Origin of the sequence: Mesonia ostreae (genome assembly GCF_031845265.1) — a bacterium.
Lineage (GTDB): Bacteria > Bacteroidota > Bacteroidia > Flavobacteriales > Flavobacteriaceae > Mesonia > Mesonia ostreae.
Window position 1 is genome coordinate 147,867 of sequence record NZ_JAVRBG010000010.1, and the last position, 16,877, is coordinate 164,743.

13 protein-coding genes and 1 other RNA gene are annotated in these 16,877 nt (G+C 34.1%); 7 read left to right on the plus strand and 7 right to left on the minus strand.

What is annotated here, in order from left to right; genetic code table 11:
* Positions 1-12 precede the first annotated feature (12 nt).
* A complete protein-coding gene (clpB, locus tag RLT85_RS11200) occupies positions 13-2,613 on the minus strand; it encodes an ATP-dependent chaperone ClpB (protein WP_311402129.1) in 2,601 nt (866 codons plus the stop codon).
* A gap of 328 nt (positions 2,614-2,941) precedes the next feature.
* Here clpB and ytxJ point away from each other — a divergent pair, with 328 nt between their 5' ends.
* Entirely contained in the window at positions 2,942-3,331 is a 390-nt protein-coding gene (gene ytxJ, locus RLT85_RS11205; protein WP_311402131.1) for a bacillithiol system redox-active protein YtxJ, read from the plus strand.
* On the opposite strand, the gene RLT85_RS11210 is transcribed toward ytxJ, so the two are convergent.
* Positions 3,332-4,504: a hypothetical protein gene (locus tag RLT85_RS11210; RefSeq protein ID WP_311402132.1), complete on the minus strand. Its 1,173-nt coding sequence runs from the start codon at positions 4,502-4,504 to the stop codon at positions 3,332-3,334.
* Positions 4,505-4,615: 111 nt separating this feature from the next.
* Entirely contained in the window at positions 4,616-5,899 is a 1,284-nt protein-coding gene (gene fahA / locus RLT85_RS11215) for a fumarylacetoacetase (RefSeq protein WP_311402133.1), read from the minus strand.
* Positions 5,900-6,011: 112 nt separating this feature from the next.
* Here fahA and glyA point away from each other — a divergent pair, with 112 nt between their 5' ends.
* Both glyA and RLT85_RS11225 read left to right on the plus strand, forming a co-directional pair.
* Positions 6,012-7,286 (plus strand): serine hydroxymethyltransferase, encoded by a 1,275-nt coding sequence (gene glyA / locus RLT85_RS11220; protein WP_311402150.1) that lies wholly within the window; start codon positions 6,012-6,014, stop codon positions 7,284-7,286.
* A gap of 23 nt (positions 7,287-7,309) precedes the next feature.
* Positions 7,310-7,711 (plus strand): DUF2059 domain-containing protein, encoded by a 402-nt coding sequence (locus RLT85_RS11225; RefSeq protein WP_311402134.1) that lies wholly within the window; start codon positions 7,310-7,312, stop codon positions 7,709-7,711.
* A gap of 203 nt (positions 7,712-7,914) precedes the next feature.
* Here RLT85_RS11225 and RLT85_RS11230 read toward each other — a convergent pair whose 3' ends face one another.
* Both RLT85_RS11230 and RLT85_RS11235 read right to left on the minus strand, forming a co-directional pair.
* A complete protein-coding gene (locus RLT85_RS11230; RefSeq protein WP_311402135.1) occupies positions 7,915-9,456 on the minus strand; it encodes a hypothetical protein in 1,542 nt (513 codons plus the stop codon).
* 3 nt (positions 9,457-9,459) lie between these two features.
* Positions 9,460-10,524, minus strand: coding sequence for a glutaminyl-peptide cyclotransferase (locus tag RLT85_RS11235; protein WP_311402136.1), 1,065 nt, complete (start codon positions 10,522-10,524; stop codon positions 9,460-9,462).
* Between the two features lie 87 nt (positions 10,525-10,611).
* Between RLT85_RS11235 and ffs the strand changes: the two genes are divergently transcribed.
* From ffs to fsa, 3 genes are all read left to right on the plus strand, one after another.
* An RNA gene (gene ffs / locus RLT85_RS11240) (signal recognition particle sRNA small type) lies at positions 10,612-10,710 on the plus strand.
* A 117-nt stretch (positions 10,711-10,827) separates the two neighbouring features.
* Positions 10,828-11,634, plus strand: a complete 807-nt coding sequence (locus RLT85_RS11245; protein ID WP_311402137.1) for an SDR family oxidoreductase — start codon at positions 10,828-10,830, stop codon at positions 11,632-11,634.
* A gap of 24 nt (positions 11,635-11,658) precedes the next feature.
* On the plus strand, positions 11,659-12,315 hold the full coding sequence (fsa, locus tag RLT85_RS11250) for a fructose-6-phosphate aldolase (RefSeq protein ID WP_311402138.1): 657 nt from the start codon (positions 11,659-11,661) through the stop codon (positions 12,313-12,315).
* An 82-nt stretch (positions 12,316-12,397) separates the two neighbouring features.
* Here the strand turns inward: fsa and RLT85_RS11255 are convergent, their stop codons facing one another.
* Positions 12,398-13,825, minus strand: a complete 1,428-nt coding sequence (locus RLT85_RS11255) for a TlpA family protein disulfide reductase (protein ID WP_311402139.1) — start codon at positions 13,823-13,825, stop codon at positions 12,398-12,400.
* A 169-nt stretch (positions 13,826-13,994) separates the two neighbouring features.
* Between RLT85_RS11255 and RLT85_RS11260 the strand changes: the two genes are divergently transcribed.
* Positions 13,995-15,620, plus strand: a complete 1,626-nt coding sequence (locus tag RLT85_RS11260) for an ABC-F family ATP-binding cassette domain-containing protein (RefSeq protein ID WP_311402140.1) — start codon at positions 13,995-13,997, stop codon at positions 15,618-15,620.
* 450 nt (positions 15,621-16,070) lie between these two features.
* Here RLT85_RS11260 and RLT85_RS11265 read toward each other — a convergent pair.
* A partial coding sequence (locus RLT85_RS11265) for a hypothetical protein (protein ID WP_311402141.1) occupies positions 16,071-16,877 on the minus strand: 807 nt, incomplete at its 5' end.

The window sequence follows — 16,877 nt, forward strand, 5'->3', positions numbered from 1 at the left end:
TATTTCTAGTTCTTAATTTTGGGATTCATTTCTAAATACCAATTCTTCATCAAAAGCATCAATTAGGATAATGCTTTCTGCAGTTACTTTACCCGATAGAATTTCTTTAGAAAGTTTGTTAAGCACTTCTTTTTGAATGGTTCTTTTTACGGGTCTTGCACCATATTGCGGATCAAATCCTTTTTTAGAAAGCAAAGCAATCGCTTCTTCCGTAGCATCTATAGTTATATTTTGCTCTGCTAGCATTTTGCTCACTCCTTTTAATTGCAAACCAACAATCTCTTGAATGTTCTCTTGATCGAGCGGTGTAAACATCACAATATCATCGATACGGTTTAAAAACTCTGGTTTTACTTGTTGTCTTAACAAACCCATAACCTCTACTTTTGCTCCTTCCATTGCAGTCTCAATATCTTTTACCGCTTCATATTTTTCTTGAATCACATGGCTTCCCATATTAGAAGTCATAATAATAATGGTGTTTCTAAAGTCTGCCAGGCGTCCTTTGTTGTCTGTTAGTCTACCTTCATCTAATACTTGTAATAAAATATTAAAGGTGTCTGGGTGTGCTTTTTCAATCTCATCTAATAGTACAACCGAGTAAGGTTTACGTCGCACCGCTTCGGTTAACTGTCCGCCTTCATCATAGCCCACATATCCAGGAGGTGCACCAACCAATCTACTCACCGAGTGTCGTTCTTGGTATTCACTCATATCAATTCGCGTCATCGCCGCATCATCATCAAAAAGGTATTCGGCTAGAGCTTTAGCTAACTCAGTCTTACCAACTCCAGTTGTTCCTAAGAATAAAAAGCTTCCAATGGGTCTTTTTTGATCTTGCAAACCTGCTCTACTTCGTCTAATGGCATCGCTTACCGCGTTGATGGCTTCGTCTTGTCCTATCACGCGTTTGTGTAGTTCTTCTTCTAGATGCAGAAGTTTTTCTCGCTCGCTTTGTAACATTTTGGTTACAGGGATTCCCGTCCATTTAGCGACTACTTCTGCAATATCTTCATTGGTTACTTCTTCTTTAATTAATGAGTTAGAACCGCTGGCTTTTTGCTTCGCCATTTCCGCTTGTAGTTTTTCCAAGCGTTCTTGAGCTTCTTTTATTTTTCCGTAGCGAATTTCTGCTACTTTTCCATAATCCCCTTCACGTTCTGCACGTTCTGCTTCTAGCTTAAAGTTTTCAATATCAGATTTTGCTTGCTGAACTTTGTCTACCACACCTTTTTCATTCTGCCATTGTGCATTCAGCTCACTACGATCTTCTTTAAGATTGGCTAGATCTGCTTGAAGCGACTTGAGTTTAGTTTCATCTTTTTCACGTTTAATGGCTTCAATTTCAATCTCCAATTGCATAATCTTACGATCTAAAACATCCAACTCTTCGGGTTTCGAATTGATTTCCATGCGCAGTTTAGAAGCTGCTTCATCCATTAAGTCGATTGCCTTATCGGGTAAAAAACGATTGGTAATGTAACGTTGAGAAAGCTCTACTGCGGCAATAATAGCTTCATCTTTAATACGTACTTTGTGGTGCGTTTCATACTTTTCTTTAATTCCGCGAAGAATAGAAATCGCACTTTCAGTATCAGGTTCATCTACATTTACAATTTGGAAACGACGTTCTAGTGCTTTGTCTTTTTCAAAATATTTTTGATATTCGTCTAAGGTGGTAGCTCCTATCGCACGCAACTCTCCACGCGCCAAAGCAGGTTTTAAAATATTGGCAGCATCCATAGCTCCTTGTCCGCCGCCGGCACCTACCAAAGTATGAATCTCATCTATAAATAAGACAATATTTCCATCACTAGAAGTTACTTCTTTGATTACTGCTTTTAATCTTTCCTCAAATTCTCCCTTGTATTTTGCGCCTGCAATAAGAGCTCCCATATCTAAAGAAAAGATAATTTTATTCTTCAGGTTCTCAGGAATATCTCCCGCAATAATTCGGTGGGCTAAACCTTCAGCAATAGCAGTTTTACCTGTACCGGGTTCTCCAACCAACATCGGATTGTTTTTGGTACGACGTGATAAAATTTGTAGAATACGGCGTATTTCTTCATCTCTACCAATAACGGGATCTAACTTTCCGCTTTCGGCAAGTTCGTTTAGGTTTTTAGCGTATTTATTTAAAGAGTTGTAAGTATCTTCTGCACTTTGCGAAGTCACACGGTCTCCTTGTCGCAATTCTTCAATCGCTGCTTTTAAGCCTTTTTCACTGGCTCCTTGATCTTTTAGAATCTGAGCTACTTTAGAATTGGATTTAAAAATCGCTAAAATAAGATGCTCAATAGAGACATACTCATCGTTCATTTTTTTGGAAATGCTGGTGGCTTCATTCACTGTTTTTCCAGCTTCGCGAGAAAGTACCAAATCGCCTCCAGTAACTTTAGGGAAACTCTCTAAAGTCTTATCTAGCAACTGCGAAAAAAGGTTGACGTTAATGCTTAATTTTTTCAGCAAAAAAGGTGTTACATTTTCATCTACCATACTTATGGCTTTAAAAAGATGTTCGTTCTCTATTTGCTGATGGCCTAATTCCTGCGCCAACTGCTGCGCTTGTTGAATCGCCTCTTGAGATTTTATAGTAAAATTGTTAAAGTTCATGTGTTGTTGTTTTTGATTAGAATATTTCAAAATGTGTACCCTATTTCGAAAAAGACAAAAAGTCATAATGAAACTGAATTAAACCGACAAAAAGTCTGATTTTTAAATTTTTATGATGATTTAAAACTTAAAAATAGATATTTCTAGAATCGAAAGCTACAGAATGGCGCTTTAAATCCAATAAGTAATACAATTAAACTTAACTTAATTAGAATATGAAGTTTTATATTGACGGAATAATTAGAATTTTAAAAACAAACCTGTTTCTTTAAATTCTCTTAATTATCTTTAAAGCTGAAGCATAAATCGTATTTTAGTAAAAAAAAATATGGGACTATTAGATAAAATTTTCAAGAAACAAGACGATATCGCTAAGAAAGAGATAAAAGAAATTCCGTGGCAACTTCTAACTAAAGAAGAACAATTGGATCAAATTTTAGACGAATCTAAGCACCAGCCTGTAGTAATTTTTAAGCATTCTACGCGTTGTGGAGTAAGCCGGATGGTTTTAAAACAATTTGAGAAAAATTACGATTTAGATCCCCAAGAAGCTAAATTATATTTTCTGGATTTATTGGCATATAGAGGCTTGAGTAATGCGGTAGCTGAGAAATTTAAGGTGATGCATCAATCGCCACAAATGATTGTCATCAATAACAAGGAAGTAGTGCACCAAGCATCACATCACGATATTGATGTAGAAAATATTGCAGTATAGTTAATTAAGTGCATTTTTTTTTAAAATATCAACAAATTTATATTTTATATCATTTCCTGCATCCATTAACATCTGCTCATTGCTGGGAAAAGGCATAGAACCTTGGGAAAGTAGTTGTATCTCTTTAGCGTTTAGCACTTTTTTATTGCCATTGAATCTTGCATATTCATTTCCAAAAACAAAAGTAGTTTTTAAAGGAAATTTTTGATACACACGGTTTTCTTGTGTATTAAAGTATTCTACAAGAGCGACTACTTGAATGCCCTTGCTTTGTTCGGTTTTTAAAAGGTCACCGCTTGCAGTAATGTATTGGTCTATCTTAATTTTACCGCCGTTATCATTTAAAATATAATCTCCATTTCGATTTTTCTTGTACGTATAACCGTCTTTTATTTCGCGTTCTAAATGAATTTCTTTTTGAAGAATTCTTTCTGGAATGATAGAAATAGTTTTAAAATCGAGATAGATTTCATAGTTGTAATTGATTTTGTCTTCTCTTTGATCGTGAAAGACAGTCCAACGGTCATTTAAACCATAGGTATCAAAATTTAAGAGATCTTCTTCCAATAATCTCGGAATCATTTGATTGGTCTGGTTTTCTAAACTTACGAAAACAAAATCAGTTCCGTAGAATTGAGCATCGTCTAGAAGTTGCTTTGTATTCTTATAATTAGGTTTTAATTGAGAAACCTTACTTAATTTGCCATGAGCATTTCTATAATCTAGCTTGCTACCCATGTTTATGTCGCTTTGCGCGGAATAATATAAGTCTTCAGCATACTTATTTTTAGCTGTAATTAATTCATCTGAATAATTATTCAGTTTAAATTTAGCTTCTTTTCCATTTTGAAAATGGAGTGGAAGTAGAGGCTTAATTTGTCTTTGTACTTGCGCTAGCTGCGTGTAATTTCTATAGATTTCTTCGGCATTGACATTCTCTTTCTGTAAATGGTTGATGTCTTGCTTTTTTTCTTCGGTGAATTTCTTAAAAGCATCTTGTAAAAGAAAGATATATTCTTCGTTGTTCTCCTTGGTTTTATCTTTTTGAAGTTTACTAACAGCAATGTCAATCGCTTCGCGATAATCTCCAGAATAGAGTGCTTTTTGAGTTCTCTTAATTCCGCTGCAAGCGATAAATAAAGACATGCTAATCCATAAAAATAACTTTTTCATAAGTTTGAAGTTGCTGTTAAGAGAGTTATTGAAATAACTAAAATACCAAAATAATAAAAAAAGCCCATTTCAGTCTAAAGAAACGGGCGATTAAAAATAAGTAAATTCAGTTTATTTGCTTTTAAAGGAAGGCAATACTTTTGTACTGCACTCTCCAAAACCAATTCTTACGTTTTTATCTTGGCAATGTCCTCTTAAAATTACGGTATCCTTATCTTGTATAAACTTGCGGTCACCTCCTTCTTTTAGTTTAAGAGGCTTCTCACCATTCCAAGAAAGCTCTAACATAGAACCATAACTATCTTTTGTGGAGCCAGAAATAGTTCCACTTCCCATCATGTCTCCGCTATTCACGGAACATCCATTAACGGTATGATGTGCCAATTGCTGACTCATATTCCAGTAGAGATATTTAAAATTAGAATTAGAAACTATGGTTTCTTTCTTTCCTTCTGGCTGTATGGCAACTTGCAAATGTATATCAAACGTTTTCTTTCCTTTAGATTGTAAGTACGGAAGTTGCTCTGTGGTTGGTTTAGGGCCTTCTGTTCTAAAAGGCTCTAGAGCGTCTAGAGTAACTATCCACGGAGAAATTGTTGAAGCAAAATTTTTGCCTAAAAATGGTCCTAAAGGCACATATTCCCATTTTTGAATGTCTCTGGCACTCCAGTCATTAAATAATACCAACCCAAAGATATGATCTTCAGCATCTTCAACGGGAATGGGTTCTCCTAAGTGATTGGCTGCGGTAGTAATAAATGCCATTTCCAATTCAAAGTCAAGATTTCTAGAAGGTCCAAAGATGGGCGTATCAGATCCGTTTGGAAGTTTTTGCCCTTGTGGCCTTCTAATAGGAATTCCGCTGGGAATAATAGAAGAACTTCTGCCGTGATACGCTACGGGAATATGAAGCCAGTTGGGCATTAAAGCATTGTCTGCTCCTCTAAACATTTCTCCCACATTTCTTGCATGCTCTTCACTCGAGTAAAAATCTGTATAATCACCCACCTGTACTGGTAATTGCATTTCTACTTCATTCATGGTAAAAAGGATTACTTTTTGGTGTTCCTCATTTTTCTGAAGTTTTTCATGCTTCACATCAAAAATTTCAGCTATTCTATTTCTCACTGCTCGCCAGGTTTTTCTACCATCGGCAATAAAATCATTTAAAGTATCTTGAAGAAAAATATCATCTGTTAAAGGTATGCCTTCAAAATATCCCAATTGATGTAAAGCACCCAAATCAATTGCGTAGTCACCAATTCTAGTTCCAATAGTGATGACGTCATCTCTAGTTAAGAATACTCCAAAGGGAATGTTTTGAATTGGAAAATCGGTTTCTTTGGGTATTTTTAACCAAGTTTTTCTATCGGTATTGTTGGCGGTTATTTGCATAAGCTTAAATTCAAATAGTTTTAAAAAAAAGTATCTTCAAATATATTATTATCCATGTAATAACCGAATGATTTCCTTATTTTTGGTGAAACTTTTAACGATTACTGTACTTATGGAAAGAGATACTCAGATTTTTGATTTAATAGAAGCCGAAAAGAACCGTCAAATCAACGGTTTGGAATTAATTGCAAGTGAAAACTTTGTAAGCGATCAGGTTTTGGAAGCTGCCGGGTCTGTGCTTACCAATAAATATGCTGAAGGTTACCCAGGAAAGCGTTATTATGGCGGTTGTGAAATTGTAGACAAGGTGGAAACACTTGCTATAGAAAGAGCAAAAGAACTTTTTAATGCAGAATATGTAAATGTGCAGCCTCATTCGGGCTCTCAAGCAAATACCGCAGTTTTTTCTGTATGCTTAAAGCCAGGAGATACTATTTTGGGATTTGATTTGTCTCACGGCGGACATTTAACCCACGGCTCTCCAGTAAACTTTTCTGGAAAATTATACAATCCAGTGTTCTACGGAGTTATAAAAGAAACGGGCTTAATCGATTACGATCACGTGAGAGAAATGGCGCATAAAGAGAAACCAAAAATGATTATTGCGGGTGCCTCCGCATATTCTAGAGAATTTGATTATAAGAAATTTAGAGAAATAGCCGATGAAGTAGGAGCTATTTTATTAGCCGATATGGCACACCCAGCTGGATTAATAGCAAAAGGTCTTGTATCTGATCCTTTACCGCATTGCCACATTGTTACAACTACAACGCATAAAACCATTAGAGGACCTCGTGGAGGGATGATCTTGATGGGGAAAGATTTTGAAAATCCATTTGGACAGAAATTAAAAAGCGGAAAATTAAAGAAAATGTCTTCTTTACTAAATAGTGGAGTTTTTCCAGGAAACCAAGGCGGACCTTTAGAGCACATTATCGCAGCCAAAGCGATTGCTTTTGGCGAAGCCTTAACCGATGAGTTTCTACATTATATGGTACAAGTGAAAAAGAATGCCAAAGCAATGGCCGAAGCATTTGTAAAAAGAGGTTATGATGTTATTTCTGGAGGAACCGATAATCATATGATGTTAATCGACTTAAGAAATAAAGGAGTTACTGGAAAACAAGCGGAAGAAACTTTGGTAAAAGCAGAGATTACCGTGAATAAAAATATGGTTCCTTTTGATGATAAATCTCCATTTGTTACTTCTGGAATAAGAGTAGGAACTCCGGCCATTACTACTAGAGGTTTAAAGGAAGAGGATATGGATAAGATAGTAGGCTTTGTAGATGCTGTGATTAGCAATATTGAAGACGAAAGCATTATTGAAAAAACAAAAAATGAAATTCACGAAATGATGGGGCATAGACCATTGTTTCAATTTTAATAACCATTAATCAATTATAACTTATGAAAAAATTAATTTTATCTGCAGGTCTGGTCATGTTAAGCTTTGCCAGTGTTGCACAAGACGATTTTAGAGACGATATGTTACATTTTGTAAATGTACAATCTGGTTCTTCGATGGACGCTGCACTGATGCAAGTAATGCCAATGATTCCTGAAGCAAATAGAGAGGAATTTAAAAAGGAGTTAAATGCTGAATTAAAAGGGATGTATGCGGATATTGTAGATATTTATATTGATAAAGTTGGAAAAGAGGATTTACAAAAAATGTTAGATTTCTACGAAACTCCAGCAGGAAAAAATATACTAGCGAAAACTCCAGATGTGGTAGAAGCAAGTATGACTTTAAATCAAAAATATATGATGAAATTGCAACCTATCATGCAAAAATATATGAGCAACTAAGTTGTTTAAATTATACAACAAAAGAGGCTGTCTAAAAAGTTTTGAAAACTGTCATTCTGAATTTATTTCAGAATCTCATCATGTTGATTTGCAAACCAGTATAAGAACCTGAATCAAGTTCAGGTTGACAGAATTCGACTTTTTAGACAGTCTCTTTTTTTATGCTTAGACTTTTCAGATTTATTTCAGATTTTAAATTGACGTTATTCCTCAAAAATAACACTTTCGTAAGCACCACTGTCGGGATTATTGCCTCTAACTGTTCCTATAATATCTTCAAAAGTTGCTGTAGAAGGATTAGCCAAACTATTAGCGGCAGATTCTTCTCCTATTTGCAATAGATTCTCCCTTACATCTTTAAATACTGGATCTTCATTAATTACTGTATTCTCAAATAAAGCAGGATTGCTAAAATCGTAGGCTGGGTTTTCTGCATACAAATTATTAAAATCGTTAAAACGGATCAAACAATTCTCAAATTTATAATTAAAAGCAGCCTCATCAGATTTAGAGAATAAAAGTTCTAAGTTTTCATTTCCGTAGATAATGCAATTGTAAAAATTAGCTTCAATTAAATCTGAAACAAGAATATTCTCTTGCGTTTCTAGTAGGTTTTCAATCAATACCGCAGGAAACTGCCTAAATCCATTACTGAAATAATTAACGAATGTAGAGTTGGTAAACGTATATCTTCCACCGTAAGAAAGGTTAAGTGACGCTTGCCCGCTATTGTTAATGACAAGGTTTTCTCCTTCAATAAACCCAGTTCTTGCCAATAAACCAACGTTGGCAGAGTTATAAATTTTGGTGTTCTTAATGCTTAAAGTAGGTTGATTGGTACCGTCGTTAGAATCCATTCTAATTCCTACAGAAGCATTTTTAATCGTAGCAAAATTAATTTTGTTGTTTGTGCTTCCTTGCGTTAACCAAATCGCTCCCCATTGACCAGCAACTTCGCTAAATGCAGGTTCCAAACGATCGCCTTCAAAGATAACTTCGTTTTCTAAAATTTCGGGATCGTTGCTTAAGGTTCCATTAACATGTAAAGAACCGTCTTCGGCAACTATAAGTCCACTTTCTCTATGAAAATGTACGCGTGCTCCAGCATCTATATTTAGTGTTTTATTGGATGGAACGGCAGCGTAACCATAAATAACATAGGGTTTTTCGTTGGTAAAATTCAGTTCGGTGTCATCTAGAACAAAACCTTCAATAAGAATTTCGTTACCTTCATCGTCAAATCCAAAAGAAAGCGCTTCGGTAGTGCCATCAGCAAATTTCTCGGGATATAGAAAGTGAGCATCTTGTATCAGTGTAACTAACTCTACTTTTTGCTGATTGCTTTCCGTATCAAATTCGATCGCATCGGTATATAAAAACTGATTTTCTGTTTGCGATAAATCTTCAATATTGGCGGTGGTTTCAATAAAGATAAAAATACTATCGTTAGCAAGAATATCGATGTCTCGGAAATCTTTTCCGGGTAAACCGTCTACATTTAAACGGTAATTAGAGTTTTCTCCATTTGCTAATTGAATGTTGGGAATACGTATGTCTTCATCACTCTTATTGTGAACCGTTAGGTTGTAAGTACTCGAACCAATATTGGTAAAAACAGTATCTAGGTAAACCGTGTCCTTAGAAAAACTAAGTTTTCCTGAGCTTGGGGTTGTTTCAAAATCTTTTCTACAAGAGCTCCAAAAAACAACCGAACAAAGCAATAAAATGCCGTAAATAGATCTCATAAATTACTTTTCTTTAATTTTTATTTCAAAAAGTTTGTCCCAGTTTTTACCCGTAACGTATAACTTTTTAGTGTTTTTGTTGTAAGCAATTCCATTAAGGACATTATCTTGCCCCGTTATATCTTTCGTGTTATTCAGCTGGTTTCTTAATCCTCGCATATCAATTATACCTTCAATAGCTCCGCTTTTAGGATCAATAATCGCAATCCCATCTTTTTGCCACGTATTGGCATAAATTTTTCCTTCTACCCATTCCAATTCATTGAGTTTGGTAGAGAGAGAGGTATGAGTCACAGGCTGAAAATAGCTTTCTTCTGCCAAAGTTTCTGGATTGAGGATCCAAATCTTCTCTGTACCGTCACTCTTGTATAATTTTTCGCCATCATTGCACAGTCCCCAACCTTCTTTGCTTTCACTATAACTAAACGTTTTGAGTTTCTTTAAATTGTTGACGTCGTAAATTATTCCTTCCCCAGAGCGCCAAGTAAGTTGGTAGATTTTATCGTTCATAATAGAAATCCCTTCGCCAAAGTAAGCATCTTTTAGTTGTATCTTTTTCAATACTTCCCCAGTTTCATAGTTCACTTTTCTCAACGTAGAGCTTCCGTTTTGTCCCGTTCCTTCGTATAAAGTGTCTTTATAAAACTCCAATCCTTGCGTAAAAGCATTTGCATCGTGAGGATAAGAGTTGATAACTTCATAGGTATAAATCTTTGGTGCTTTATTATGATGTAAAACCAATTCTTTTTGAATACTGAAATTTTCTCCTTCCGTAAAGATTTTAGCTTCGATTGTATTTTTACCTAAAGGCTTTTCTAAATTCGCCGAAACAGTTTCGCTTGCTGCGGAAGAACCAATTTTTTGCTGGTGATAAAAATACTGAACCGAGTCAATAGAAAAGTTTTTAGGATTGCTCAAATTTAAATTTATAGCATCTCCAGATTGTATTTTCTTGCTTTTATGATTTATTTGAATAAAAATAGATTCTTTTTTCTCTTTTAAATTATCGCCGCAAGAGTGGAGAATAGAGGCTAAAAAAATGATAAACAGGGGCTTATAAAAATGCATACTAAGTATCTTAAAATAGATTGGCTAATTTAGTTAATTCCTTTCAAAAAAAGCTTGCGAAAAACGATATTCCTTGTATATTTGCACTGGCAAGTCCCACACAACCAGCTCCTGCTGAATCCCCCAGGGCGGGAACGCAGCAAGGGTACGCGGTCGTAGCGGTGTGATGTGGGTAGCTTGCCTTTTTTTGTACCCAAAACTCAAGGGATTTTTCTTCACTTTAGTTTTATCTCTAGTAAATTCTTGCATTCTTTTTCACTTTCGCTTCAAAAGTCGATATTTGTCTTTTATCTTAAATTCTACATGTCAAAACAAGTTGTATTAATTACTGGAGCATCTTCAGGAATAGGAAAATCTATTGGCGAGTATTTGCACCAAAAGAATTATAAAGTGTATGGTACTAGCCGTAATCCTAAACAAAAGGAGCTGAACGGAATTCATTTTTTAGCACTCGATGTGACTTCTACGTCTACTATTTCTTCCGCAGTAGCAGAAATTCTTCAGCAAGAAGGAAAAATTGATTTTCTTATCAATAATGCCGGAATGGGAATTACTGGGCCTATTGAAGAAACCCCAGATGAAGAAATTAAAAAAGTTTTTGATACCAATTATTTTGGGGTAATTAAAGTGATTAAAGCGGTTTTACCGAGTATGCGTGCTCAAAAAAGTGGTTTTGTGATTAATATCACTTCCATCGCAGGATATATGGGATTGCCTTACCGCGGAATTTATTCGGCTACCAAAGGAGCTTTAGAACTTACTACCGAAGCTTTTAGAATGGAATTAAAAGAATTCGGTATAAAAATGACCAATATTGCTCCAGGAGATTTTGCTACCAATATCGCCGCAGGAAGATACCATGCGCCAGTAAAAGAAGATTCTCCTTATAAAAAGAACTACGGAAATACGTTGAAACTTATGGATAAGCATGTTTCTGGAGGGGAAGATCCTATTGTGATGGCTAAAAAAGTATATGATGTGATGCAAGAAAAAAATCCTACCATACATTATAAAGTGGGAGAGTGGTTGCAAAAAGCTAGTATCGCTTTAAAGCACATTTTACCCGATAAAATGTATGAAAAAATGCTGATGAAACATTATAAATTATAACTTTACGTAACAAAAACTAATATTATGAAATTTTTTATAGATACCGCAAATTTAAATCAGATTAAAGAAGCTCAAGATTTAGGAGTTTTAGATGGAGTAACCACCAATCCTACTTTAATGGCCAAAGAAGGAATTTCTGGAAAAGAAAGTATTCTACAACATTACAAAGATATTTGTGAAATTGTAGATGGCGATGTAAGTGCAGAAGTGATTGCAACAGATTTTGATGGGATGGTGAAAGAAGGAGAAGAACTTGCTGCTCTACACGATCAAATTGTCGTAAAAATACCTATGATTAAAGAAGGGGTTAAGGCGATAAAATACTTTAGCGATAAAGGTATTAAAACCAATTGCACGTTGGTATTTTCTGCTGGACAGGCTTTATTGGCTGCCAAAGCGGGAGCTACGTATGTTTCTCCTTTTATAGGAAGATTGGATGATATTTCTAGCGACGGTCTTAGTTTAATCAATGAGATTAGACTTATATATGACAACTATGGTTTTGGTACCGAAATCTTAGCAGCTTCTATAAGACACACCATGCATGTTATTGATTGTGCAAAATTAGGAGCTGATGTAATGACAGGACCTTTAAGCTCTATTGAAGGTTTATTAAAACATCCTTTAACCGATATTGGATTAGAAAAATTCTTAGCAGATTATAAGAAAACAAATTCTTAATTTTTGCCGAGTATTTCATATTTCTATATGCTTGGATGAAGTAAAAATGTTTACAAAAAAAAGCGCTCAACCGAGCGCTTTTTTATTGATTTAAAAATTGAAGAATTTTATTTTCAAAATTGGGACTGTCTAGATTCAATTTGTTTTGAACAATAGTTCCCTTCTTATCTAGAATCAAAACTTTATCTAGAAGACTTTTATAGAGGTAGCGCTTGTTCTTTCTATCTCTTATTTGATACTCGAAGTTTTTATCGTACCCAAAATTCTCAATAGATTTTAACCAAAGCTTAGTATCTTCTTCATCTATATTAACTGCGATAAAAGTAATTTCTGGATATTTATTTCTAAGCTCATTGATAAGATGATGATGTATTTTATGACTTTCTTGATATAAAGACCAAGTGTAGGTAATCATAGGTTTGCGAGAAATATCCTCAATTTTTATTTTCTCTCCATTTGCCGACAAAAGTTTTGCATTAGAGACATTTTTTCCTACAAAATATTGTTTTTGTAAACTTCCTAGAGCTTCCAATTCTGTCACTTGCTCTTGCGGTAGATCAAATTTATTTACCAATTGAATTGTAGAGTCTATTTGATTATCGCTAACAGAGAAATTGACTTGTTTTTTAGCGAGATTACTTAAAAATCGATTGCGCAGACCTTTAATTTCAAAAAGGCTATCGGCAATTTGCAAACGTTGCCTTAGATTACCCACGGTATTTACGCGAAAACAATAATTTAGCGAATCTTTAGGTGTACTTTTAATGCAATCTTCTATGGCCTTATTTTTTAGGTAGTTATCTAAAAAGCGTTGATAGGTATAATATGACTGAATGGATTGATCGTTAAAATTCACCTTTTTCCTGTAGTCAAAGAAGTCTTTGGGTATTCTATTTCTAAAATCACTAAAATACCGATTAATCAAGTAAGCATATCGCTCTCTTAAATCATAATATTCATAATCAATGGTTTTCTGAGCTACTTCCGTAAAGTTTTCTGAAAATTCATATTTATTTTTTAAGGAAGTTAAGCGTTCTAGCTTAAAGTCTTTGATAGAGTCTGTTTTTTGAGCAAAATCCTTCGGACTCATTTTATAATAGGAGAGAATAAGGTCGTTGTCTTTTTCATTTAAAAGATACATTTCCATCAAGAAATTGTTTTCTTGAGACTTATCTTTAGTATACATTAAAGACTCGTCAAACTCATCCATATTAACGCGCAAAAGCAAACTATCTCCTTCTTCTATATAAAAAACTTGGCTCTCTGGAGTATGTCTAAACGTATAAAGACCAGCAGAAAAATTTTTTTCTTCAAAGGAGTAAGAGAATTTTTTATCTTTATTTAATAAGATAGAGTCAATAAGTATATTGTCTTTAAAAAGAGTAATATAATTGTCATTACTATTTACGATTTCTCCACCTAAATAAGTAGCAGTTTTTTTTTCGGTATCATTTTCACATGATAGCAGCAAAAAAAAGAGAGGTATTGCTAAAAATAATTTTGAATTCATATGTGATTATAAATCAATAAAATGAACAAAGGTGTAGTGATTATGACTAACAAATATAGAGTTTGAAAAGGTTTAGCTTGTTAATTACTAGTTAAAAGGAGAAGATGAAAAGTTAATCTTTCTCCAAGTAGTTTTAATTAATTACTTTTGCCAAAATTTTAAGACAACTATGTTATCAGTATCTAATTTATCGGTTCAGTTTGGAAAGAGGGTTCTTTTTGATGAAGTAAATACCACTTTTACACAAGGCAATTGCTACGGAATTATAGGCGCAAATGGTGCAGGAAAATCAACTTTTTTAAAAATACTTTCTAGAAAATCAGAACCTACCTCTGGGCACGTACATTTAGAACCTGGCAAGCGTATGTCTGTTCTAGAGCAAAATCATAATCTTTATGATGATCACACGGTTTTAGAAACGGTTTTAAAAGGAAACCAGCCTTTATATAATGTAAAAGCAGAAATGGACGCGCTTTATGAAGATTATAAGGATGAAAATGCAGATAGAATAGGGGAGCTGCAAGTCACTTTTGAAGAAATGAACGGTTGGAACGCCGAAAGCGACGCTGCTTCATTACTTTCTAATTTGGGAATAAGTGCAGATTTGCATTACACACAAATGAAAGATATAGATGGTAAACAAAAAGTAAGAGTGTTATTAGCGCAAGCACTTTTTGGAAATCCAGATGTGTTGATTATGGATGAGCCAACCAACGACTTGGATTACGAAACTATCTCTTGGTTAGAACATTTCTTGGCTAATTATGACAATACGGTAATTGTAGTTTCTCACGACCGTCACTTTTTAGATGCCGTTTGTACACATATTTCTGATATTGACTTCGGAAAAATTAATCACTTTAGTGGTAACTATTCGTTTTGGTATGAATCTTCTCAGTTAGCGGCGAGACAGCGATCTCAGCAAAACAAAAAAGCAGAGGAGAAAAAGAAAGAATTACAAGAATTCATTATGCGTTTTAGCGCTAACGTCGCCAAATCTAAGCAGGCTACTTCGCGAAAAAAGATGATTGATAAATTAAATATCGAAGAGATCAAACCTTCTAGCAGAAGATATCCTGCCATCATTTTTGAAAGAGAAAGAGAAGCCGGTGATCAAATTTTAAATATTGAAAAGCTAGAAGCCACTATAGAAGGAGAAACCTTATTTAAAAACGTAGACCTTAATCTTAACAGAGGGGAGAAAGTAATCGTTTTCTCAAGAGATTCTAGGGCTACCACCGCTTTCTACGAAATCATTAATGGAAAGCAAGAAGCTGCTGGTGGTAAATACCAATGGGGAATCACCACCAATCAGTCTTATTTGCCACTAGACAATGCGCCTTTTTTCGAGGAAGATTTAACTTTGGTAGATTGGTTAAGACAATATGCAAAAACCGAAGAGGAAAGAGAAGAAGTTCACATTAGAGGTTTCTTGGGGAAAATGTTGTTTAGTGGCGAAGAGGCATTAAAAACTGCAAGAGTGCTTTCTGGAGGAGAAAAAGTACGGTGTATGTTGAGTAGAATGATGATGATGCGTGCCAACGTGTTGATGCTAGATGAGCCTACCAACCACTTAGATTTAGAATCGATTACAGCGTTTAACAACTCCCTTAAAAACTTTAAAGGAACAATTTTATTTACTACGCATGATCACGAATTTTCGCAAACTGTGGGTAATCGCGTGGTAGAATTAACTCCCAACGGCGTTATAGATAGCTACCTTACTTTTGATGAGTATATGAGCGATCCAAAAATTAAAGAGCAAAGAGATAAAATGTATAATGTTAAAGGTTAGCGTTTTTCGTTTGTGCTGTATGCTGCATCACTAACGCAAAATTTTATAATATTAAATAAATAGCGTCCTAAACGTTTTTAGAGATATTTTGTAAGAATTTATTATAATTGGGTTTCGATAGCTTTTTATAATGATTGGTGTGATTTTTAGTAGTACGCTTTCTTCGATTTAGCGAAAATTTTTCGTAAAACTCGCTTGAATGACTAGTCGGGCAGGTTTAAAGCGAAAATCCCGAAATCCCGAAGCTTCGGGAAGGGATTAAACGATAAATTTAGATAAAGTTTCGTAATCCTTCCCGCCAAAGGGTACGGGCGTGGTTTTGTTTCTTTTTTGGCAATGCAAAAAATAATAAATTGTCTTAGAAAGTTTAAAGATAAATTGTGTTCTAAAGTTAATTAGGACATTGCTGATATTAAAAAATGGATCTGAATATAAGTTATATACAAATCGTTACTCATTAGTTAAAGTTTCTTCCTTTTTATTGATATTTGAATAGTTAAAAACTAAATAAACAAAAAATAAGCTAAGTACTATCAATATGCAACTAAAATAGAAAGCAATATGATTATTTAATAAAGCAGTAGCTAAAATGAAAGCTAATCCCGTGGAAATCATGCGGCTTTTATAATCGTAATACATTAATTGTTTTTGTAAATAAATAATTATCATTGATACAAGGCTAAAAATACCTATGAAAATTGCCAGTTGATAGTATCCATTACTGAAATCTTTAAAGCCAGTAATTATTAAAATTGAAGATATTAGTGAACCCAATAATAAATGTTTTATATTAGGATTTACTTTTCTAGCTTTATCTTTAGCTATAGAATAAAAGTCTAAATTAAAATCATTGAATTCTTCTTTAGATACAAATTTTCCAGTCAGGCACTCTCTTTTTAAGGTATCAATATACTTTGTGAAAAAGCTATCTCTAAAATTTAAATATAATATTAGATAGACATTTTCGTCACTAGTAGTTGGAAGCTTAATTTTTGATTTAAAAAAATCTAGTTTTATAGTTACTTCTTTAACATCATCATTTATTGTTATAACTTTTTCTTCCAAATTGATTATGCGAGTAATTAGTTTTCTATTGTTATCGTATAATTTTACTCTACGATATTGATACCAATTGTATGGAAATGCTAATTTGATATTTAAATATTTCATGATGATAATTAAACTTGAATTCAACCTATAAACGCAACTTTTAGCGGAAATAATATAATTATTTTTCAGAAGGAAAGAAGGGATTAT